The sequence below is a fragment of the Janthinobacterium sp. LPB2021202312-11-4 genome (genome assembly GCF_037049705.1).
Taxonomy (GTDB): Bacteria; Pseudomonadota; Gammaproteobacteria; order Pseudomonadales; family Pseudomonadaceae; genus Aquipseudomonas.
The window spans coordinates 261,863-282,153 of sequence record NZ_JBAGKV010000004.1 but is presented as its reverse complement, the minus strand read 5'-3'; the positions used below and the strand labels follow the sequence as shown (position 1 = coordinate 282,153).

At 59.7% G+C, this 20,291-nt stretch carries 23 protein-coding genes; 7 read left to right on the top strand and 16 right to left on the bottom strand.

Features of this window, described 5'->3' with window-relative positions:
* Window positions 1–126 precede the first annotated feature (126 nt).
* Complete coding sequence (locus tag V5E99_RS06920) at window positions 127–936, top strand: c-type cytochrome (RefSeq protein WP_499801768.1); 810 nt, start codon at window positions 127–129, stop codon at window positions 934–936.
* A gap of 116 nt (window positions 937–1,052) precedes the next feature.
* Here the strand turns inward: V5E99_RS06920 and V5E99_RS06915 are convergent, their stop codons facing one another.
* The 10 genes from V5E99_RS06915 to V5E99_RS06870 form a co-directional block, all read right to left on the bottom strand.
* Window positions 1,053–1,868 carry a transglutaminase family protein gene (locus V5E99_RS06915; RefSeq protein ID WP_499801767.1) on the bottom strand — a complete coding sequence of 272 codons (816 nt, stop codon included), beginning with the start codon at window positions 1,866–1,868 and terminating at the stop codon, window positions 1,053–1,055.
* A complete protein-coding gene (locus V5E99_RS06910; RefSeq protein ID WP_499801766.1) occupies window positions 1,865–2,815 on the bottom strand; it encodes an alpha-E domain-containing protein in 951 nt (316 codons plus the stop codon). The genes V5E99_RS06915 and V5E99_RS06910 overlap by 4 nt, the downstream gene beginning before the upstream one ends.
* Window positions 2,816–2,827: 12 nt before the next feature.
* Window positions 2,828–4,237, bottom strand: a complete 1,410-nt coding sequence (locus V5E99_RS06905) for a circularly permuted type 2 ATP-grasp protein (protein ID WP_499801765.1) — start codon at window positions 4,235–4,237, stop codon at window positions 2,828–2,830.
* Window positions 4,238–4,719: 482 nt separating this feature from the next.
* On the bottom strand, window positions 4,720–5,061 hold the full coding sequence (locus tag V5E99_RS06900; RefSeq protein ID WP_499801764.1) for a ribonuclease E inhibitor RraB: 342 nt from the start codon (window positions 5,059–5,061) through the stop codon (window positions 4,720–4,722).
* A gap of 213 nt (window positions 5,062–5,274) precedes the next feature.
* A complete protein-coding gene (locus V5E99_RS06895) occupies window positions 5,275–5,508 on the bottom strand; it encodes a hypothetical protein (protein WP_499801763.1) in 234 nt (77 codons plus the stop codon).
* 201 nt (window positions 5,509–5,709) lie between these two features.
* Window positions 5,710–6,585, bottom strand: a complete 876-nt coding sequence (gene speE, locus V5E99_RS06890; RefSeq protein WP_499801762.1) for a polyamine aminopropyltransferase — start codon at window positions 6,583–6,585, stop codon at window positions 5,710–5,712.
* A gap of 249 nt (window positions 6,586–6,834) precedes the next feature.
* On the bottom strand, window positions 6,835–7,026 hold the full coding sequence (locus V5E99_RS06885) for a PLDc N-terminal domain-containing protein (RefSeq protein WP_499801761.1): 192 nt from the start codon (window positions 7,024–7,026) through the stop codon (window positions 6,835–6,837).
* Between the two features lie 71 nt (window positions 7,027–7,097).
* Window positions 7,098–7,628, bottom strand: coding sequence for a hypothetical protein (locus tag V5E99_RS06880; protein WP_499801760.1), 531 nt, complete (start codon window positions 7,626–7,628; stop codon window positions 7,098–7,100).
* Window positions 7,629–7,778: 150 nt separating this feature from the next.
* Window positions 7,779–8,297, bottom strand: coding sequence for an ankyrin repeat domain-containing protein (locus tag V5E99_RS06875; protein WP_499801759.1), 519 nt, complete (start codon window positions 8,295–8,297; stop codon window positions 7,779–7,781).
* Window positions 8,298–8,393: 96 nt separating this feature from the next.
* Window positions 8,394–10,220 (bottom strand): long-chain-acyl-CoA synthetase, encoded by a 1,827-nt coding sequence (locus V5E99_RS06870; RefSeq protein WP_499801758.1) that lies wholly within the window; start codon window positions 10,218–10,220, stop codon window positions 8,394–8,396.
* Window positions 10,221–10,563: 343 nt separating this feature from the next.
* On the opposite strand from V5E99_RS06870, the gene V5E99_RS06865 reads away from it, so the two are divergent.
* Window positions 10,564–10,842: a DUF3509 domain-containing protein gene (locus V5E99_RS06865; protein WP_499801757.1), complete on the top strand. Its 279-nt coding sequence runs from the start codon at window positions 10,564–10,566 to the stop codon at window positions 10,840–10,842.
* A gap of 188 nt (window positions 10,843–11,030) precedes the next feature.
* Here the strand turns inward: V5E99_RS06865 and mtnC are convergent, their stop codons facing one another.
* The 5 genes from mtnC to aroC form a co-directional block, all read right to left on the bottom strand.
* Entirely contained in the window at window positions 11,031–11,714 is a 684-nt protein-coding gene (gene mtnC, locus V5E99_RS06860) for an acireductone synthase (protein ID WP_499801756.1), read from the bottom strand.
* Between the two features lie 4 nt (window positions 11,715–11,718).
* The gene (locus tag V5E99_RS06855; protein ID WP_499801755.1) at window positions 11,719–12,264 is read right to left on the bottom strand and encodes a 1,2-dihydroxy-3-keto-5-methylthiopentene dioxygenase; all 546 of its coding nucleotides are present in this window, start codon (window positions 12,262–12,264) and stop codon (window positions 11,719–11,721) included.
* Between the two features lie 93 nt (window positions 12,265–12,357).
* On the bottom strand, window positions 12,358–12,984 hold the full coding sequence (locus V5E99_RS06850) for a methylthioribulose 1-phosphate dehydratase (RefSeq protein WP_499801754.1): 627 nt from the start codon (window positions 12,982–12,984) through the stop codon (window positions 12,358–12,360).
* Window positions 12,981–14,120, bottom strand: a complete 1,140-nt coding sequence (locus V5E99_RS06845; RefSeq protein ID WP_499801753.1) for an MFS transporter — start codon at window positions 14,118–14,120, stop codon at window positions 12,981–12,983. The genes V5E99_RS06850 and V5E99_RS06845 overlap by 4 nt, the downstream gene beginning before the upstream one ends.
* Before the next feature lie 40 nt (window positions 14,121–14,160).
* Window positions 14,161–15,252 (bottom strand): chorismate synthase, encoded by a 1,092-nt coding sequence (aroC, locus tag V5E99_RS06840; protein WP_109628758.1) that lies wholly within the window; start codon window positions 15,250–15,252, stop codon window positions 14,161–14,163.
* A gap of 150 nt (window positions 15,253–15,402) precedes the next feature.
* Between aroC and V5E99_RS06835 the strand changes: the two genes are divergently transcribed.
* Window positions 15,403–16,335 (top strand): alpha/beta hydrolase, encoded by a 933-nt coding sequence (locus V5E99_RS06835; RefSeq protein WP_499801752.1) that lies wholly within the window; start codon window positions 15,403–15,405, stop codon window positions 16,333–16,335.
* Window positions 16,336–16,433: 98 nt separating this feature from the next.
* Window positions 16,434–17,225 carry a hypothetical protein gene (locus tag V5E99_RS06830; RefSeq protein ID WP_499801751.1) on the top strand — a complete coding sequence of 264 codons (792 nt, stop codon included), beginning with the start codon at window positions 16,434–16,436 and terminating at the stop codon, window positions 17,223–17,225.
* Window positions 17,226–17,317: 92 nt separating this feature from the next.
* Here the strand turns inward: V5E99_RS06830 and prmB are convergent, their stop codons facing one another.
* Window positions 17,318–18,226, bottom strand: coding sequence for a 50S ribosomal protein L3 N(5)-glutamine methyltransferase (gene prmB / locus V5E99_RS06825; RefSeq protein WP_499801750.1), 909 nt, complete (start codon window positions 18,224–18,226; stop codon window positions 17,318–17,320).
* Between the two features lie 238 nt (window positions 18,227–18,464).
* On the opposite strand from prmB, the gene V5E99_RS06820 reads away from it, so the two are divergent.
* From V5E99_RS06820 to V5E99_RS06810, 3 genes are all read left to right on the top strand, one after another.
* Complete coding sequence (locus tag V5E99_RS06820) at window positions 18,465–19,055, top strand: cysteine hydrolase family protein (RefSeq protein ID WP_499801749.1); 591 nt, start codon at window positions 18,465–18,467, stop codon at window positions 19,053–19,055.
* Between the two features lie 131 nt (window positions 19,056–19,186).
* Window positions 19,187–19,507 carry a hypothetical protein gene (locus V5E99_RS06815; RefSeq protein ID WP_499801748.1) on the top strand — a complete coding sequence of 107 codons (321 nt, stop codon included), beginning with the start codon at window positions 19,187–19,189 and terminating at the stop codon, window positions 19,505–19,507.
* Between the two features lie 85 nt (window positions 19,508–19,592).
* Window positions 19,593–20,150 carry a Smr/MutS family protein gene (locus V5E99_RS06810; protein ID WP_499801747.1) on the top strand — a complete coding sequence of 186 codons (558 nt, stop codon included), beginning with the start codon at window positions 19,593–19,595 and terminating at the stop codon, window positions 20,148–20,150.
* Window positions 20,151–20,291: the final 141 nt, after the last annotated feature.

Below are 20,291 nucleotides of genomic sequence, written 5' to 3'. Positions count from 1 at the left end.
ATCGGCTAAGTCTGTTGTAAAGAAACGGCGCTAACGTTCGCCTCTGAAAATGTCACTAGCCCGCTACCCGGGCCAGCGCAGGTGTGCCAACCTTTGCGGCACTTCCACGACATGGACGGCGATCACTTGAAAGCACTTTTTCTGTTCGGGGCCCTGCTGCTTGGCACGACGCCCCTGCATGCCGCACAACTCAACCTGGAGCTGGGCGCGGGCAGTCGCATCTGGCAGACCGAGGAGTTGCTCAAGCATCCTCAGGTTCAGACCATCAACATCAGCGACGACGTTTCCTACAAACGCGACATGAGTTATCGCGCGGTGCCGTTGGCGGCGTTGTTGACCGGCATCCAGCCTGACGACCATCTGCAAGCCGTGGCACTGGACGGTTTTGCCGCCGAAATGCCGGCGGCGCCGTTGCTCAACACCCAGGGTGCGCAGGCCTGGCTGGCGATTGAAGACCCGGCCAAGCCATGGCCGCCGCTGTCTGAGGGTAAACACAGCGCCGGGCCGTTTTATCTGGTCTGGACTAATCCTCAGGCCGGCAACATCAGCCCTGAGCAATGGCCGTTCGAAGTGGCCAGCATCAAGCGCATGGCGCCCGTGGCCCAGCGCTTCCCTGCCCTGCTGCCCGATCCTGCGTTGAAGGCGGACGATCCGGTGAACCGGGGGTTTGCGTTGTTTCAGAAGAATTGCCTGGCCTGCCATCGACTCAACGGCGCGGGGGATGCGCAGTTCGGGCCGGACCTGAATGTTCCGTTTAGCCCCACCGAGTACTTCGGCGCGGATTTCCTCAAACGTTACATTCGCGATCCGCAGAGTTTGCGTCAGTGGCCGCAGGCGAAGATGCCGGGGTTTTCGGCGGCGGTATTGCCGGATGGGGATCTTGAGTTGTTGGTGGGGTATTTGAAGCATATGGCCGGGCGCAAGGTTAAGCCCTGAATGCGACACACCTCCTGTAGGAGCAAAGCTTGCTCGCGATAGCGGTGGATCAGTCAACGTTAATATCGACTGACCCACCGCCATCGCGAGCAAGCTTTGCTCCTACAGGGTGCGTTCTACTGCTGCTGGACGGAGATCACTGGCGCAAACACCGGCGTCGGCGAAACAAACACCTTCGCGTGCATCTGCTCGCAACCACCGCCCCGACGCATTCCACGCACCGGGCAGGCATCCAGGTAATCCAGGCCCACCGCCAGTTTCAAATGACGCTCGGGCCGGGACAGTTGGTTGGTCACGTCAAAGCTGTACCAGGCGTCATCGAGCCAGGCTTCGGCCCAGGCGTGACTGGCCAGGTGTTCGCTGTTCTCGCTGTACAAATACCCCGACACATAACGCGCCGGAATGCCCAGGCTGCGGGCGCAGGCGAGAAACGCATGGGTGTGGTCCTGGCAGACGCCGGAACGCCCGGCGAAGGCCTCGGCGGCGCTGGTGTCGACTTCGGTGGAGCCCGGCGTGTAGGTCATGTGCTGATTCAAGCCGTGCATCAAATCGATCAGCGCCGTGCGATCCCGGCGCTTCTTGCATTCTTTTTCCGCGAACGCACGCAAGGCCTGGTCGGCTTCGGTCAGCCGGGTGAAGCGCAGGAACGGCAGCGCCGATTGGCTTTCGTGTTCGGCCTCGGTCAGTTCGTCGATGTCCACCAGACCACGCGCGCCAATGACGATGGCTTCGTGGGGCTCGTCCATGGTCAGCACGTGCAGGATGTTGCCGAACGGATCGAGTTGCGCACGCACCGGGCGCGGCAGGTCGAGCTGCCAACTGAGCACATGCTGGCGCTCGCTGTCGTGGGGGGTCAGTCGCAAGTACTGGATGCTCGCCCGCACCTGATCTTCGTAGTGATAGGTGGTCTCGTGGCTAATGGAAAGTCTCATACAGCCTCCAGGTAGGAACTGTGAATGGCGTTGCCCAACTGGCGCACCAGCGGGATGAACTCGGTCAGCCAGGCATGCAGGCCTTCGTCGAGAATTTCGGTGATGCCGGTGTAGCGCAAACGCGCGTCCATTTCCGCCGCCAGACGTTGCGCCGGACGACCGTTGGCCCCCGGCAGGCTGGCGAGGATCTGGTCGATTTCTTCGGTGCAGGCGCGCAAGGAACGTGGCACGTCGGCGCGCAACAACAGCAATTCGGCGACATGCCGGGCGCCGGGCGCATCGCGGTAAATCTCGGTGTAGGCCTCGAACGACGACAAGGCCCGCAGCAATGCACTCCACTGGTAATAGGCGTGGGCCGTGCCGTCGCTGACCGCTTCGGCCTGATCGCCAGCCATTTCGTAACGGGCATCGAGCAGGCGCAGGGTGTTGTCGGCCCGTTCGATAAACGTCCCCAGACGAATAAAGCGAAACGCATCGTTACGCATGATGGTGCCGTAGGTCGCGCCCCGAAACAGGTGGGAACGCTCCTTGATCCACTCGCAAAAACGGCTCATGCCATAGCGACTCAAGCCCTGCTCGGCGATCCCGCGAATTTCCAGCCAGGTGGCATTGATGTTTTCCCACATGTCGGCGGTGATTCGCCCACGCACCGCATGGGCACTGGCCCGCGCCGAACCGAGGCAACTGTAGATGCTCGCCGGGTTCTCCGCGTCCAGGGCAAAGAAATGCAGCAACCGTTCGGCATGCAAGTCACCGTGGCGCTCCAGGTAATCGTCCAGGGTCCCGGTGATCAGCAGCGGCATGGCGAGTTCGTGCAGACCGTCGCCGCGACCATCCTGTGGCATCAGCGACAGCGAATAACTGATGTCGAGCATCCGTGCGAGGTTTTCCGCTCGCTCCAGGTAACGCGACATCCAATACAGATCCGAGGCAGTTCTACTTAACATGGCAAGCTTCCTTCAATCCTCGACCACCCAGGTGTCCTTGGTGCCGCCGCCCTGGGAGGAATTCACCACCAGGGAGCCTTCACGCAGGGCAACACGGGTCAAACCGCCGGGCACAACCCGGGTTTCACGGCCAGACAAAACAAACGGCCGCAGGTCGATGTGGCGTGGAGCAATGCCGTTTTCGACAAAAGTCGGGCAAGTCGACAGCGACAACGTCGGTTGCGCGATATACGCGTGGGGCTTGGCTTTGATCCGTTCGCGGAACGACTCGATTTCCGCCGCCGTCGCCGCCGGCCCCACCAGCATTCCGTAACCGCCGGAGCCCTGGGTTTCCTTGACCACCAGATCCGGAAGATTGGCCAGCACGTGGGAAAGTTCAGAAGGATTGCGGCACTGGAACGTCGGCACGTTCTTCAGGATCGGTTCTTCATCCAGGTAAAAACGGATCATGTCGGTGACAAACGGATACACCGATTTGTCATCCGCGACCCCGGTGCCGATGGCATTCGCCAGCACCACATTGCCGGAGCGATAGGACGACAGCAGCCCCGGCACACCGAGCATCGAATCGGGGTTGAACGCCAGTGGATCGAGGAACGCATCGTCGAGGCGCCGGTAGATCACATCGACAGCTTTCGGCCCGTCGGTGGTGCGCATGAAGACTTTGTCGTCACGCACGAACAGGTCCGCGCCTTCCACCAGTTCGACGCCCATTTCCCGAGCGAGAAAGGCATGCTCGAAAAACGCGCTGTTGAAGCGCCCGGGCGTCAGCACCACCACGCTCGGGTTATCGATCGGGCTGGAGCTTTTCAGGGTGTCGAGCAACAGGTTCGGGTAGTGGTCGATGGGCGCAATGCGTTGTGCGGCGAACAACTCGGGGAACAGTCGCATCATCATCTTGCGGTCTTCGAGCATGTAACTCACGCCGCTCGGTGTGCGCAGGTTGTCTTCGAGCACGTAGTACGTGCCGTCGCCATCGCGCACCAGATCGACACCGGAGATGTGGGAATAAATGTCCCGGTGCAGGTCCAGGCCCTGCATCGCCAACTGGTATTGCTCGTTAGCCAGCACTTGCTCGGCCGGAATGATGCCGGCCTTGATGATGCGCTGCTCGTGGTAGAGGTCGGCGAGGAACATGTTCAACGCCTTGACCCGCTGGATGCAGCCGCGTTCGACGATCCGCCATTCGCTGGCAGGGATGCTGCGCGGAATAGTGTCGAAGGGGATCAGGCGCTCGGTGCCCTGCTCGTCCCCGTAGAGCGTGAAGGTAATCCCGGCACGATGAAATAACAGATCGGCCTCGCGTCGCCGTTGGGCCAGCAGCTCGTCAGGCGTGTCGGCCAGCCAACGGGCAAACTCCCGATAATGCGGGCGGACCTGGCCGCCGGCATCGTACATCTCATCAAAATAGGTGCGGATCATGCCGTACTCCTTGTCACCCGGACATCTAGGCATCGCAAGGCCCGTGCCATCGGCATAAACGCTTTGATATCAATCAGTTGGATAACCGACGCAAATACACCGCACCAATCCTGTGCGGCAAACGCCCCAAGCTGATCGCCCCCGCTTCATTGCGAAGCAATGTTGTTGCCTATTACCAGCATAGTCAGAGTTGATTTCACTGCCCGGGGATCAATGCGGATAATCCGCGCATTCGTTGCAAAACCTCTCGAACTTCCCTTTGGCCGCCTGTTTAGGCGGTTTTTTTTGGTTTTTTGAAATGTTGTGAATCAAAAAGCGAAGATCAAAAGATCGCAGCCTTCGGCAGCGCCTACAGGAGAACGCATTCCAACGTAGGAGATGCCGAAGGCTGCGATCTTTTGATTTTGATCTTCACAAACCCACAAACGAAAACGGCCAACCCGAAGGTCAGCCGTTACTGAGTGTTGTCGCTGTTCATGATGTTATGCGAGTAGCCCTCGTACCTCCTGCTTGACGCCCCATCCTTCGATGATCCCGCCCAGCGGCTCGACCACCGCCTCGAAGTCCTGCTCAAAGTCGCCGATGCCGTCGTAGGTGGCGTACATCACTTTGCTCAATTCCAGATGCCACGCGCCGTCGTCGCGCACGCTGATCTGTGCGTTCATGGATTCACCACGGTAATGCCCTGCCGCCCTGCGTGCCCGTTCCTCGTCCGGGAAAATCGCGTAGAACTCGATGGGATGAAATCGTGAAAAGTCGAAACCGCCTTCTTTCATGCGGCGCAGCACGCTGCTGCTGATGTCTTCTTGATAGGCTGTGCTCATGAAACGTCCCCCTCAAATTGATGGATAGACTTTCCGTATTCCCGGCACCCGCAACCGAATGGTGAAGGCGATGCGACAACCATGTTGTCGGTGGGAAGCAAGCATGTAGCTGACAAGACCAGACCTTAGCGATCCTTTCGCTGATCTCGCTTGCAGAGTAGCCCCAAGTCAGAGCAGCTGCCAAGGTCTGGATGTGAATGAGACAGGTGAGGTTCAGACAGGCGTAATGCCGAGGATTTGAATGCTGTTCTGGGTCTTGAGACTTTTAACGCTGGCATCAGCGGTTCGCCCCTCCAGATCATTGAGATCCAGTTCGGCAGCGACAGGAAGGAGCCGGGCCTTGATGAGTTTGGCGGCGTGCTCGTTGTCCGGGCATTCCTCGCACTCGAAGACTTCATCGACCGTTTCACCGTGATCATCCACGAAAGTGATTTTCCACTTTTGCATCAGTGCCTCCTCGATCAAACCCGCAAATGGGCTTACATCTATCTGGACTTTTGCACTGACTGATCGTTCAAACGGATTGCATCGTTTGACGCGACGCAACCCCCTGTAGGAGCTGCCGCAGGCTGCGATCTTTTGATCTGGATGTTGAAGATCTAAAGATCGCAGCCTGCGGCAGCTCCTACAGGGTATGTGTACGACGCTTTAGTCGTTGCTTGGCTTGTTGATCGCTTGCAGCACGTATTGCGGCATGGCGAACGCGCCGATGTGGATTTCCGGGTTGTAGTAACGGGTGATGATGCCGCTGCCGGCGAAGCGCTGTTGCAAGGTCTCGCGGGACAGCTTGCGATAAGCGGTGTTGGTCGCGCCCCAGGCGAAGGTCATCGCGCCGCCGATGTAGGTCGGCACGGCTGCCTGGTAGAAGTGCCAATCCGGGAACAGGCTGCGCAGGCGTCCGGCGGTGGTCTGCACTTCGCCCAGTTGCATGAACGGCGTGCCGTTCTGGGTCACCAGAATGCCGCCTTCGTTCAGGCAGCGGCGGCAGGCCTGGTAGAAGTTTTCCGAGAACAGCACTTCACCCGGCCCGATCGGGTCGGTGGAGTCGGAAATGATCACGTCGAATTTTTCAGTGGTGGTGGCCACGAAGCGCATGCCGTCGTCGATCACCAGGTTCAGGCGTGGGTCGTCGTAGGCGCCCTTGGAGTGGTTCGGCAGGAACTCTTTGCACATGTCGACCACGGTGCCGTCGATCTCGACCATGGTGATGTGCTCGATGCTGCGGTGCTTGGCCACTTCACGCAGCATGCCGCCGTCGCCACCGCCGATGATCAGTACGCGCTTGGCGGAGCCATGGGCGAGGATCGGCACGTGGGTGAGCATTTCGTGGTAGATGAATTCGTCGGCTTCGGTGGTCTGGATCACACCGTCCAGCGCCATCACCCGGCCCATGCGCGGGTTTTCGAAAATCACCAGGTGCTGGTGCTCGGTGCGCACTTCGTGCAGCAGTTTTTCCATGCGAAAACGCTGGCCGTAGCCTTCGTAGAGGGTTTCCAGGTATTCGCTGGTTTTGGTGGTGGTCATGGGAAGTGCTCCGATGAATGCGGTGGCAACGGACGGTTACCCGCCCATGATGGCCAATCGAATGCCTCGATTGCCCGGGAAAGGCGCGCATTCTACGTCGCGAAACATGACAGGTCGAACCTTCTGACTCACCTGCCTTTGTAGGAGCGAGACTTGCCCGCGAAGGCGGTGTGTCAGTCAACATCGATGCTGAATGAGCTGACGCCTTCGCGGGCAAGCCTCGCTCCTACAGAGGAGCGAGCTTGTCTGTCAGATGCGCACGTTACCCCGTGGCCCGGCGATCGCCCAGATGATCAGGCCCAGTACCGGCAGCAGCAGGATCAGCAGCACCCAGATGATTTTCATCCCGACTTCAGCGCCACTTTTCAGCACGTTGATGATGGCCCAGATGTCCAGGGCAAGAATGATCAGGCCAACCAAACCGTTAAACGTGGAACCCATGGTGTCGCTCCCAAGATAGTGGCATGCAGTCTTAGGATAGCCGGCCCTTGCGAGGGTTCCGTTTTATTGCATCAAACGTGGATCGCCACTTTCAGGGCTTCCAGGGACGGCGCGGCAGCGATTCCGACTTGGGCGCACAGTTCGAGTACCCGTGGCACGTCGTTGCCGTAGACCAGCACCACTTGCAGTTCGTCGTCGAGCAACTGGCTGAAGTTCAGCAGCGTGTAGCCGCCGTGTTCCTTGTTCATGCTGCTCATCTGCACCTGAATGCGGTTCAGTGCGGTCAGGGCTTCGGTCTTGGCCAGTTGCTTGGGCTTGATGTTGAAATCCACCCCCGGGCCGAACGAGGCGACGATCTGCGCGAACAAATCCATGTAGGTATCGGCCTGGAACAGTACGGTCTCCGGCAGGCTGCCGACCACGACCCACTCGCCCAATGCCATCGGGAAAGTGTCGTCGTAGTTGATGTCTGGATTGGCCGCCAGAAAAGCCTCGGGATCGGCGTAAGCCTGGGTCGCTTCGTCAGCGATTTTCAGGATTTCGTCATCGCCCATGCACCCGGAGCTGATTTTGCTGATGAGTTCGACGAGTGCGGTTTTCATGGGGTAGATCCTGTAGCGAGGGAATTTTGAGGGCGCGAAGGATAGCGCAGGTTAGCGCCAAAACGAAAAGATCGCAGCCTTCGGCAGCTCCTACGGGGGTGTACACCATCCAATGTAGAAGCTGCCGAAGGCTGCGATCTTTCAGGTCATTCAGCCAATCAGCTTCTCAAGCTGAGCAGTGGTATCAACGGCGCCCATGGTCTTGGCCGCATCCAGCGCCGAAACGCCGTTGGCGTCCTTGGCTTTCGGGTCGGCGCCTTTGCTGATCAGGTAGTCGACGATTTCCACACGGTTGAACATCGCCGCCATCATCAGCGCCGTACGACCGTCGAACGAAGAACCTTCCACTTGCGCCCCGCCCTCGACCAACGCCGTGACCACTGCCAGGTCACCTTTGAACGCGGCACCGGCAATCGGGCTCTGGCCGTTGTCGTTGCGGATTTCCGGGTCGGCCTTGTGTTCCAGCAGCACTTTCACCGTCTCCACATGGCCGTGGTAGGCGGCGAGCATCAGCAACGTGTCGCCCTTGTGGTTACGCAGATTCGGCGGCAGGCCTTTGGTCAGCAGCGCCGCCATCATGGCCGCATCGCCCTCGCGCGCTTTGTTGAACACCTGTTCGGCGAATTCAGCAGCTTCTTCGGGCGTCATCTGGCGGCTTTGGTCTGACATCGGGGACTCCATCTTCGGTTAATCGCAAAGCCGACAGTTTCCCGAGCGCCCCTGCGCCTGTCACCCCTTTTTTCTCAAGCACGGCCATAGCCAGATTCAATAGCGGTACTTGCCCCCGTGAATATCCGCCAGTACCTGCTCGGTGACTTGCACGTAGGTCTGGGTGCCCGGCAGCCAGGCGTAGATCGGGTCTTCCCCGGTTTTACCCGGGTCGAAGGCTTCATCCTTGAGCCGGGTCTTCTGGTATTTGAAGGTCCCGGTGGTCTCCATTTTCACCTTCACTCGCAGGAATAAAGGCACGGCGTAGGCCGGCATTTGCTGGCGGGCAAAGCTCAGCAGTTCGCTGAAATCCAGGGTCGCCAGGGACTCGGCCGGCGTAATCGCCGCCATCCCCGCTCGGCCGTTGGTGTTGCAGATTTCCACGCCGTAGGCCACCGCCTCGGAAATGTTCGGGTGCTGCAACAGAATGTTCTCGACCTCGGTGGTCGAGACGTTCTCGCCCTTCCAGCGGTAGGTGTCGCCCAAGCGATCGACAAACTGCGCGTGGCCGAAACCGATATTGCGCAGCAGATCACCGGTATTGAAGTAACGGTCACCCTTTTTGAACACGTCATGCAGCACGACTTTCTCGGTCTTCTGCGGATCGGTGTAGCCATCCAGCGGGGCCTTGTCGTCGATTTTCGCCAGCAACAAGCCCTGCTCGCCCTTGGCCACCCGGCTCATCAAACCCTTGGCGTTGCGAATCGGCGCGCCGCTGTCGTGGTCATACGCCACCAACTCCCAGGACATCAGGGAAAAACCGATGGTGTTGTCGAAGTTGAGGATGTTGGTAAAGCCGATATTGCCGTCGCTGGCCGCATACAGCTCGCAAATATGCTGCACCGCAAATCGCGTCTTGAACTCGCCCCACGCGCCGGGGCGCAGGCCGTTGCCGATCATCTTGGTGACGCCGTGCCGGTTGTCGTCGGCACTGGGCGGTTGATCGACCAGGTAGCGACACAATTCGCCGACATACCCGAGGGTGGTTGCCTGGTATTTGCGCACGTCGTTCCAGAACTGACTGGCGCTGAACTTGCGGCGGATGGCAAACCCCGAGGCGCCGCTGATGGCCGAGCCCCAGCACACGCAAAGTCCGGTGGCGTGGTAGAGCGGCAAGGTGCAATAGACGACGTCCTGGGGCTGCATGTTCAGGGCGATCAAGCCGAAACTGGCGGAGCTGCGCATCCAGCGCCCGTGTTTGAACACGCCAGCCTTGGGCAACCCGGTGGTGCCGGAGGTGTAGATATAGAAACAGGTGTCGTCGAAAAACACCTGCTGGCTGCTGGCCGGGTTATCGCTGGAGGCGTCGGCACTGGCCGTCATCAGGTTGACGAAGCCGTCGGGCGCAATGCCCGGATCGCTGCTGGTGTCACGGTCGGCGACGAACCAGGTGCGCGCGGCATCGATGGCAACCCGCTCGCGCACCGCCGAATACACCGGAACCAACTCTTCGCCGACAATGACCGCCACCGGCGCCACCAGGTTCAGGCTATGGGCCAGGGTGTCGCGGGTTTGCGAGGTATTGAGCAACGCGCTGATGGCGCCGACCTTGGCCACCGCCAGTATCGTCACCAGCAGTTCCGGGCGGTTCTCGATGAACACTGCCACCACATCGCCCTTGCCGACCCCTTGATCGATCAGGTGATGGGCGATGCGATTGGCCCATTGATTGACCTGTCGATACGTCAGCGCCACCTCGTTTTGCAGCAACGCCAAGCCTTCGGGATTGCGCAAAGTGGCTTGCTCGAAGCTCCAGCCGAGGCCACACGGTTGGGTCGGGTCCTTGACGTTGGCGACTTTCAGGCCCTTCACCACGCGGGGAATGGCTTTGGCGATGCTAGGCAGTTTGCGGAGCATCATGCCCCAGGTAATCGTGTCGCTCATGGTGGCTCCCGTTCGGTCTTCTTATTGTCGGGTGGCGTTGATTGAGCCCGAAAATACGTCAGCCGTTCCGGCGCTGTACACGCGGTTTTTGCAATGTTTTGTATCCGCAATCGCCACCCGGGCAAACGCGAACCCTGGCCGCGGGATTCGTTCCATCGAATCGTGGGCAACCACGCAAAATGCAGGATGCACGATGGCCATTCATGCAGATTGCACGAAAGCAAAAAATCACTAAATAAATAACTTATTGATTTATAACGATTTTTTAAAAAACAGATGCTGGCACAATCGCTGCAACTACCTCTCCATGCTTGCTAATCAAGTGCTAACGGAGCGGATAGACATGAGCCTGATCCAAGAAAAATTTACCTCGCTGTTCTCCAACTTCGACGTGACCACCCAGGCACGCCCTGACGGCGGCATCCTGCTGACACTGCGCAGCGCCGAAGGCAAAGTCTTTAAACGCTCGATTTCCTATCAGCAATTGCATGCTGGCGATCAGTTGTCATGGGTGATCAGCGCCATTCGCCGCGACCTCGCCGAACAGGCCAGCGAACTGCCACAGATCTCCATGCTGCAAAGTCAGCAACGGTTTGCCTTGCCGACCTATCACTCGGCGTAAATCGTTAAAGGCGTTAAACAAACAGGCCGTGGGAGCTTTCGCTTCACGGCCTGAGTTGTTTCTGGAGTCACACAATTCCCTGTAGGAGCGAAGCTTGCTCGCGAAGGCGTCGGATCAGCCAACATCAATATCGCCTGACACGCCGCCTTCGCGAGCAAGCTTTGCTCCTACGGGTTATGTGTTGACGGTTAGAAAGTGGTGGGATCGATTCGCGCAAAGCTGTCGACGGTTACGTGCCCCGCCAATTCGCCACCCTCTCTGGCCAGCCCGCAGGTCGCCATTCCAGCGGTGCGTGAGGCGTCCAGTTCTTCGACGATGTCGGACAGGAACAGAATCTGCGCCGCTTCCAGCCCAATCCCCTGGGTGATGCGCGCGTAGGATTGCGCTTCGCGCTTCGGCCCTGAAGTGGTGTCGAAATAACCGCTGAACAGCGGCGACAAATCCCCCGCGTCCGAGCAGCCGAAAATCAGCTTTTGTGCCTGGATCGAGCCCGAGGAATACACAAACAGTTGATAACCGTCCTGATGCCAGCGCTTGAGCGCTTCAACGGCGTCCGTGTAAACGTGGCCCTTCAACTGCCCGGCCTGATAACCCTGCTCCCAGACCATGCCCTGCAACGCCTTGAGCGGCGTGGCCTTGCGGTCTTCGGCGATCCAGCTCAACAGGATGGCGATAACGCACTCAACGTCCGCATCAGGTTCATTGCTGTCCCGGCGTACGGCATCCAGTTGCTCGGCAACATCCCCCCGCGCGGCGTGCTGGCGCACAAAGTCCGGCAGGTGTTTGGCGGCATAAGGGAACAACACGTCGAACACAAAACTCACCGCGCTGGTGGTGCCTTCGATGTCGGTGAGAATCGCTTTGATCGGCATTAACTCAGTCCTCAAGACGCGGGAAGCGGCTGGCAATGTCTTCGCCGGTGAACTTGGCGACCCAGCCGTCCGGGTTATTGAACAGACGGATCGCCACGAAATGCGGATGCTCGCCCATGTCGAACCAGTGCGGCGTACCGGCCGGCACGGAGATCAGGTCGTTTTTCTCGCAGAGCACGGCGTAGACGTAATCGTCGATGTGCAGGGTAAACAGCCCACGGCCGGCAACGAAAAATCGTACTTCGTCTTCGCCATGCCGATGTTCATCGAGGAACTTGGCCCGCAGTTCGGCCTTTTGCGGGTGATCGCTGTTCAGGCTGATCACATCGACGGTGATGTAACCGCGCTCGGTCATCAGCTTGTCGATTTGTTCCTGATAGGCCGCGATCACTTCTTCCTGGCTGGCGCCGGGCTGGATTTTCGCGGCGGCTTGCCAACGGTCGAAACGCACGCCCTGCTCGGCCAGAGTCGAAGCGATGTCTTCGAAGTTAGTCAAAACCTTGTTCGGTATTTCAGGGCTGGAGATGTGATAAACGGACAGGCTGCTCATGGGGCAATTCCTCGGTATCGGCCCTGCCGTCCGGTTCTTGCAGACCGGTCGGGCACGGCATTTCATCAGGTAAATGGGCTACTTCTGGTGAAGTCAGCCTTGGCGGTTCACGACGCTGCGGGTCTTCAACTCGCACTCGAACAAAAACTCAAAGGCCTCGATCTGCCGCAGCGCGTCGCTCATGCGCGCGCCCCACGTATAGAGGCCGTGGCCACGAATCAGGTAGCCGACGCAATCGGGATGGGCGTCGAGCCAAGGCTGCACCTTGGCGGCCAGGCGCGCAATGTCCTGATCGTTGTCGAAAATCGGCACTCGCACTCGGGACTCGTGGGTCGAGACGCCACTGAAGGCCTTTTGCAATTCGTAGTCTTCGAACTCGATGAAGTCTTGGGGCGTCAGACGCGACAGCACCGTGGCGTTCACCGAATGGGTGTGCAGTACCGCGCCGATCTCGGGGCGCCAGCTATAGAGCTGGGTATGCAGCAAGGTTTCGGCGGACGGCTTTTTGTCCGCTTCCAGGCTGTTGCCCGACAGGTCAGTGGCCAGCACATCGTCATGGCCCAACTGACCTTTGTGCTTGCCGGACACGGTCAGCAGTGCGGTGGTCGGCGACAGGCGTGTCGAATAATTGCTGCTGGTGGCCGGCGACCAGCCGCGACCATACAGAAAACGCCCGGCGTCGATGATTTCCTGGGCGAGGTGTTCTCGGGTAAGGCTCATGGCCGGTCCTCTTGCATACGTGTGGCAATGATAACGGCAGCCGCGAAGGCTGCGAGGCTGGCAATACTAAAGGTCAATGTGGCACCAAGGGCATTCCAGCTGTAGCCGGAATACAACGCGCCGAGTGCGCCGCCGGTGCCGGCCAGTGCCGCGTATAACGCCTGGCCCTGCCCCTGCTGACGCGCACCGAAACTACGTTGCACGAACTGGATGGCAGCCGCGTGAAAGCTCCCGAAGGTTGCCGCGTGCAACACTTGGGCGAACAGCAATACCCACAAGAATTCAGCGAAGGACCCTAGCAGCAACCAGCGCAGGGCCGCCAGCAGGAAACTCGCCATCAGCACCCGGCGCACCGAAAAGCGCGCCAGAATCTTGCTCATGCCCAGGAACATCAGGACTTCGGCGACCACGCCCACCGCCCAGAGCATGCCGATCACGCCACGGCTGTAACCGAGTCGTTCGAGGTGCAGGGTCAGAAAGGTGTAATACGGGCCGTGGCTCATCTGCATCAGCGCCACGCAAGCATAGAACGCCAACACACCGGGGCTGCGCAGTTGCTTGAGGAAGCCCTCCCCCGTCACTCGTTCACTCTGGACCGGTTGCGCGTTGGGCACCCACAAACTGCTGACGACGATCCCGGCCATGATCAGCGCCAGCGCCACCGGGTACACATCCAGGCTCAGCCATTCGAACACCCGGCCGAGCGCGACCACGGTGATGATGAAACCGATGGAGCCCCACAAACGGATCTGACTGTAGCGGGAGGTCTGGCCTTTCAAGTGCGCCAGGGTGATGACTTCGAACTGCGGCAACACCGCATGCCAGAAGAACGCGTGCAGTGCCATGACCATCGCCAGCCAGGCGTAGGTTTTGCTGACGAAAATCAGCGAGAACGTCAGCAGCGTGCAAACCGCCCCGAAGCGCACGATGGCCAGGCGTCGGCCGGTGTAGTCGCCGAGCCAGCCCCAGATATTCGGCGCCACGCAGCGCATCAGCATCGGGATCGCCACCAGTTCGCCAATGCGCGCGCTGGAAAAGCCCAAGTGATCGAAGTACAGCGCCAGGAATGGCGCTGTCGATCCGAGCAAGGCGAAATAGAACAGGTAGAAACTGGAAAGCCGCCAGTACGGGAGCACCGCCAAGGTCCTCAGACCCCGGCGACCGAGAGGTCAGCCATTAAAGCTGACCCAACACCGGCGTGCTCACCCGCACATCGGCGTTCTGCCCACGGTGACGCAGCAAGTGATCCATCAGCACGATGGCCATCATCGCTTCGGCAATCGGCGTGGCGCGGATGCCGACGCACGGATCGTGACGGCCCTTGGTGATCACATCCACCGGGTTGCCGTGCACGTCGATGGAGCGGCCCGGCGTGGTGATGCTCGACGTTGGTTTGAGCGCGAGGTGCGCAACGATCGGCTGACCCGAGGAGATCCCGCCGAGAATGCCGCCGGCGTTGTTGCTGAGGAAACCTTCCGGGGTCATTTCATCGCGGTGCTCGGTGCCACGCTGGGCGACGCTGGCGAAACCGGCGCCGATTTCAACGCCTTTGACCGCGTTGATGCTCATCAGCGCGTGGGCCAGTTCGGCGTCGAGACGGTCGAAGATCGGCTCGCCGAGGCCCGGCATCACGCCTTCGGCGACCACGGTGATCTTGGCGCCGACGGAATCCTGGTCGCGGCGCAACTGGTCCATATAGGCTTCCAGTTCCGGCACTTTGTCCGGGTCAGGGCTGAAGAACGCGTTGTCTTCCACCGAATCCCAGGTCTTGAACGGGATTTCAATCGGGCCGAGCTGGCTCATGTAGCCACGAATGACGATGCCCTGAGTCGCCAGGTACTTCTTGGCAATTGCGCCAGCCGCCACACGCATCGCGGTTTCCCGCGCCGAACTGCGACCGCCGCCGCGATAATCGCGCTCGCCGTATTTGTGGTGGTAGGTGTAATCGGCGTGGGCCGGGCGGAACAGATCCTTGATCGCCGAGTAGTCCTTGGACTTCTGGTCGGTGTTGCGGATCAGCAGGCCAATGGCGCAACCGGTGGTGCGGCCTTCGAACACGCCACTGAGGATTTCGACTTCGTCGGCTTCCTGGCGCTGGGTGGTGTGGCGGCTGGTGCCGGGTTTGCGGCGGTCAAGGTCACGCTGCAGATCCTCCAGGGAAATCTCCAGACCCGGCGGGCAGCCGTCGACAATGGCGACCAACGCCGGACCATGGCTTTCGCCAGCGGTGGTGACAGTGAACAGCTTGCCGTAGGTATTGCCGGACATGCGGGACGCTCCGTGAAATCGAACCTGAATACGTAATGCGCGCCAGTATACGCAGGCTACCCAAGTAGTTCATCCTCGAACCTTATGGGTGCCCGCGAGTCCAACCGGCATCTTGTTCATGATGGCGTGATGATGCTGCGAGTTTTAGCCTTGAGTCTTACCCTCTTTACCGGCTTCGTTCAGGCCACTGTCCTACAACGACCGATCACTTTGGATACCGGCACCGGAGAGCTTTTCGGCTCACTGCTGCTGCCTAAATCCGACACGCCGGTGCCGGTTGTCCTGATTATTTCAGGCTCCGGTCCTACGGATCGCGACGGAAACAACCCCGACGGCGGACGCAACGACAGCCTGAAACGGCTGGCCTGGGTACTGGCCAAACACAACATCGCCAGCGTGCGCTACGACAAGCGCGGCGTGGCGGCGAGCCTGGCCGCGACGCCGGACGAGCGCAATCTGTCGGTGGAAGCCTATGTGGCCGACGCCGAGGCCTGGGGCCGCCAGCTCAAGACCGATCCGCGCTTTGGCCCACTGATTTTGCTCGGGCACAGCGAAGGCGCGTTGATCGCGACGCTGGCGGCCCCGAGTGTCGATGCGGCGGCGGTGATTTCCATGTCCGGCAGCGCCCGGCCGGTGGATGAGGTCCTGCGCCAGCAACTGAGCAATCGCCTGCCACCGCCGCTGATGCTGCGAAGCAATGAATTGCTCGACAGCCTCAAGGCCGGCCATGTCGACGACAACGTGCCACCGCAGTTGCAGGTCATTTTCCGTCCGAGCGTGCAGCCGTACCTGATTTCGCTGTTTCGCCAGGACCCGGCCGCCGCCTTCGCCAAGTTGAAGATGCCGGCCTTGATCATCCAGGGCAGTCACGACATTCAAGTCGGCGTCGGCGATGCCAAGGCACTGAAAGCCGCCAAACCGGACGCCACCCTGGCGGTGATCGAAGGCATGAACCACGTGATGCGCATCGTACCCACCGACGTGAAACGGCAATTGGCGTCCTACAAGGACCCGAATTTGCCGTTGGCCGCCGAACTCGGCACGCGAATCATCGAATTTATTGACGGACTTCGCACCCGTTGAATGCCATTACCCTCCAGTCCTGAAAAAAACGGCCGATAAGCCTTTGTCGCCAGCGCTATGACTGGCGACAAGTAGCGCTTGGACAGGATCTCGCCGTTATGACTGATACCCAGACTTCACCCGACACCGCCGCTGAAAAAGACACACCGCCAGTGGTCGAGCTGCCGTGGGCGGACGTCCACGTCGAGCACCACAAGATGCTCCGCCTCGCGCCCTTGCAAACCGATCGCAACACCGGTGGGCGGCCGTTGCGTTTTGTCGAGTTCGGTTACGCCGAGCGCAACGACAAACAGCACAGCCTGATGCGCATGACCATTTCGCTGCCTGGCCAGCGGGTGCGCAAGGAACAGAATCATCTGGACGTTTGGGTCGATCACGACACCAGACGCGTGCATTTCGGCCCGGCCAGCGGTTTGCAGATCGAACCGATGAACCGTGGCATCGGGCGTTATCTGGCCGCGCAAGGTATCAACTGGGCGAAAAAGCGCTGGCCCGCTTATACCGTCGACGGCAGCGACCTGAACAACAAGGATGCGCTGAACGAAGACACACGCCTGCGTCGCGATCACTTTTTGCGGGTCCACGGTTTTGATGTGGTGTACGCCGATGCCCAGCATTTGAAGGGCAGCGTTAAAGAGGTGCAGGTCGGCGACTTGCTGGGCGACTGGAATACCGAAAAGCTGCAGCAAGTGGAAATACTGGAAGCCGCGCAGATGCTTCAGCAGGCTGAGCAAAACCTGGCTGAGCAGGAAGTGAAGCTGAAGAAACACGAAGAAAAAGTCAGCAAGTACAAGCGTGAAGACGCCGGGTTGCGTTTTACGATTACGTGCCTGGTGGCGTTTGCGGTGTTTCAGGCGGGGTTGTTGATCTGGATTGCGACGCACCGGTAGATTAAAAGATCGCAGCCTTCGGCAGCTCCTACACAGGTGTACACACAACCCTGTAGGAGCTGCCGAAGGCTGCGATCTTTTGCTTTTAACGCTTAAACGCGGGAAGCGAACACCGCTTGATGATCGCGGCATTGCTCAGCCGTCAACATGAACACCCCATGCCCACCGCGCTCGAAATCGAGCCAGGCAAAGTCCACTTCCGGGTACAGCGCTTCGACGTGCACCTGGCTGTTGCCCACTTCCACAATCAGCAAGCCCTTCTCGGTCAGATGATCCGCCGCTTCGGCGAGCATCCGGCGCACCAGGTTCAAACCGTCGTCGCCGCAAGCCAGGCCCAGCTCCGGTTCGTGCTGATACTCGTCCGGCATGTCGGCGAAATCTTCCGCGTCGACGTAGGGCGGATTCGACACGATCAGATCGAAACGCTGCCCCGGCAAGCCATCAAAGCCATCGCCCTGAACGGTGTAGACCCGCTCATCGACGCCATGACGTTCGATGTTCTGGTTAGCCACTTCCAGCGCTTCGTAGGACAGATCGGCCAACACCACTTCGGCGTTCTGGAACTCGTAGGCACAGGCGATACCGATGCAACCGGAACCGGTGCACAGGTCGAGAATGCGCGCCGGGTCGTTAGCCAGCCACGGTGCAAAGCGTTTTTCGATCAGCTCGCCAATCGGCGAACGCGGGATCAGCACACGCTCATCGACGATGAACGACATGCCACAGAACCACGCCTCGCCCAACAGATACGCAGTGGGAACGCGCTCGTCGATGCGTCGCTTGAGCAAGCGTTGCAGATTGACCAGCTCATCGTCTTCCAGATTGCAGTCCAGATAGCTGTCGGCAATTTCCCACGGCAAGTGCAGCGCCCCCAACACCAGTTGACGGGCTTCGTCCCAGGCGTTGTCGGTGCCATGGCCGAAAAACAGATCCTCCCCATGGAAGCGGCTGACGGCCCAACGAATGTGGTCGCGCAGGGTACGAAGGCGGGAAGTGATCACGGCGGCAAACTCCAAAAAAAACGACTGGCGATTCTAACAGCCAAACGCGTCACGACGACGCAGGAAAAACACCGGATCAGATGTAGGACTTATCCATTTTTCCGCCGGGCTATTGAACAAAACGCGCATCTTGACAAGGCTGCAAGCCAGCAACGACGGTGCCTGCGATGGTAGCGATTCACAGAACCGCTCAGCCAGAGGACAATGTCGCAAAAGCCCCACTCCAAGGAGCCCCAGAATGTCCGTTCCACAAACGATGTTTCAACTCAGCGGTCGCGGTTACCCGGCGGCCAAACTGAGCCAGGCGACCCTCATCATCATCGATGCTCAAAAAGAATACCTCAGTGGCCCGTTGGCCCTGAGCGGCATGGATACTGCCGTCGCAAACATCAAGCAACTGGTGGCCGCTGCACGTGCAGCCGGTCGGCCGATCGTGCATGTGCGTCACCTCGGCACCGTCGGCGGGCTGTTCGATCCGCAGGGCGAGCGCGGTGAATTCATCCCGGGCCTGGAGCCACAGACGGACGAAACCATCATCGGCAAATTGCTGCCGAGCGCATTCCACGGCACCGAATTGTACGATCGACTGCAAAACCTCGGCTCACTGGACCTGATCGTCTGCGGTTTCATGAGCCATTCCAGCGTCAGCACCACCGTGCGCGCGGCAAAGAACCTGGGCTTTCGCTGCACCTTGGTCGAAGACGCCTGCGCCACCCGCGACCTGCCTTACAAGGGCGGAGTCCTGAGCGCCGAGCACGTTCAGCAGACCGAAATGGCGATCATGGCAGATAACTTCGCCACCCTCGCCCTGACCCACGATCTGATCTGATCGACTTTAGATGAGCGGTTCATGCCGCCGCTCATCCGCAAAAGCCTCTCGTTTGCTGCAATTGCCTTAGCCTCAGGAACATCCCGGTCAACTCCCGGTCGAAGGGCCGATACCCATTGAGGAAGGTCGGAATGAAGTTATCCGATGGTTTTGACGCACGCCGCCTGCGGCCCAAGGGCCAACGCAACTGGCGTTTTAGATTCGGCGCAGCGATTGCCGCGCTGCTGGCGATGGGCGGTGTGTTGCTCGCCATGGCCGGTATCGCCAGCCTGCTCGGCCACGCGCCGGCAATGGGCGAGTTGAATACCAACAAGGTCGGCGCCGCCGCAATCCTGGCGATTGGCCTGGTCGTCCTGTACATCGGCGTATGGCTGTGGCGTCGTTGCCGGCGCCGCTCGCGTCAGTCGCAAGCGCTGAACATGTCGCCGCATCTGATGAAAAAACACGACTGAATACCGGGCCTGGCGTTTTGCCGGGCCCAATTGTTATGGATAGCGTCCCGACTTGGGTAAACTGGCGGCCTTCGCGGAGGCTGACATGCAAGACGACGATTTTTCCCTGTTCAAAAGTGCGACCCAAGGCATCAAGCCGATCAAGCACGATCGCGCCGAAACCGGCAAACCCAAAAGCGACCGCGCGCAAATCGCCAAGCTGCGTCAAGCCGCCACCGTGCGCACCGATGCCACCACCGTTGACGGATTGTCCGATCAGTTTGTGATCGATGTCGGCCCGGAAGACGAGTTGATGTGGGCCCGCGACGGCGTGCAGGAAAGCCAGATCAGCAAACTCAAGATTGGCCAGATTCCGTTCGAAGGCAGCCTCGACCTGCACGGTATGAGCGTGGAAAAAGCCCGGGAAACCCTTTGGGCGTTTCTCGCCGAAGCCACCAAGTTCGAAATCCGCTGCGTGCGCGTCACCCACGGCAAAGCCGTGCGCCTGGACGGCAAGCGACCGATGATCAAAAGCCACGTCAACACCTGGCTGCGCCAGCATTCCCAGGTACTCGGCTTCACTTCGTGCCAACCGAAACACGGCGGCGCCGGCGCGGTGTATGTGATGCTCAAACGCACCATGATGGAAGGCCGCGACGAGTAAAGCTGTCGCGCCACGCTTGCAGCGCCGTGTCCGCCACCGTACCCTTGCCCTTTGCGAAAAATCCCACAGGTAGTTTCATGTCCCTGGAACAGAATTACACCGCGATTCTAAAGGGGTAAGGCAAAGTACTCAGGGCCAATG

Coding starts and splice junctions, on each gene's coding strand:
- V5E99_RS06915 (WP_499801767.1), bottom strand. CDS start 1,868: ATGAGACTTTCCATTAGCCACGAGACCACCTATCACTACGAAGATCAG.
- V5E99_RS06910 (WP_499801766.1), bottom strand. CDS start 2,815: ATGTTAAGTAGAACTGCCTCGGATCTGTATTGGATGTCGCGTTACCTG.
- V5E99_RS06855 (WP_499801755.1), bottom strand. CDS start 12,264: ATGAGCAGCCTGTCCGTTTATCACATCTCCAGCCCTGAAATACCGAAC.
- mtnC (WP_499801756.1), bottom strand. CDS start 11,714: ATGCCGATCAAAGCGATTCTCACCGACATCGAAGGCACCACCAGCGCG.
- V5E99_RS06865 (WP_499801757.1), top strand. CDS start 10,564: ATGAGCCTGATCCAAGAAAAATTTACCTCGCTGTTCTCCAACTTCGAC.
- V5E99_RS06870 (WP_499801758.1), bottom strand. CDS start 10,220: ATGAGCGACACGATTACCTGGGGCATGATGCTCCGCAAACTGCCTAGC.
- V5E99_RS06850 (WP_499801754.1), bottom strand. CDS start 12,984: ATGAGCCTTACCCGAGAACACCTCGCCCAGGAAATCATCGACGCCGGG.
- V5E99_RS06830 (WP_499801751.1), top strand. CDS start 16,434: ATGACTGATACCCAGACTTCACCCGACACCGCCGCTGAAAAAGACACA.
- aroC (WP_109628758.1), bottom strand. CDS start 15,252: ATGTCCGGCAATACCTACGGCAAGCTGTTCACTGTCACCACCGCTGGC.
- V5E99_RS06885 (WP_499801761.1), bottom strand. CDS start 7,026: ATGGGTTCCACGTTTAACGGTTTGGTTGGCCTGATCATTCTTGCCCTG.
- V5E99_RS06820 (WP_499801749.1), top strand. CDS start 18,465: ATGTCCGTTCCACAAACGATGTTTCAACTCAGCGGTCGCGGTTACCCG.
- V5E99_RS06895 (WP_499801763.1), bottom strand. CDS start 5,508: ATGCAAAAGTGGAAAATCACTTTCGTGGATGATCACGGTGAAACGGTC.
- speE (WP_499801762.1), bottom strand. CDS start 6,585: ATGACCACCACCAAAACCAGCGAATACCTGGAAACCCTCTACGAAGGC.
- V5E99_RS06905 (WP_499801765.1), bottom strand. CDS start 4,237: ATGATCCGCACCTATTTTGATGAGATGTACGATGCCGGCGGCCAGGTC.
- V5E99_RS06880 (WP_499801760.1), bottom strand. CDS start 7,628: ATGAAAACCGCACTCGTCGAACTCATCAGCAAAATCAGCTCCGGGTGC.
- V5E99_RS06875 (WP_499801759.1), bottom strand. CDS start 8,297: ATGTCAGACCAAAGCCGCCAGATGACGCCCGAAGAAGCTGCTGAATTC.
- V5E99_RS06810 (WP_499801747.1), top strand. CDS start 19,593: ATGCAAGACGACGATTTTTCCCTGTTCAAAAGTGCGACCCAAGGCATC.
- V5E99_RS06815 (WP_499801748.1), top strand. CDS start 19,187: ATGAAGTTATCCGATGGTTTTGACGCACGCCGCCTGCGGCCCAAGGGC.
- V5E99_RS06900 (WP_499801764.1), bottom strand. CDS start 5,061: ATGAGCACAGCCTATCAAGAAGACATCAGCAGCAGCGTGCTGCGCCGC.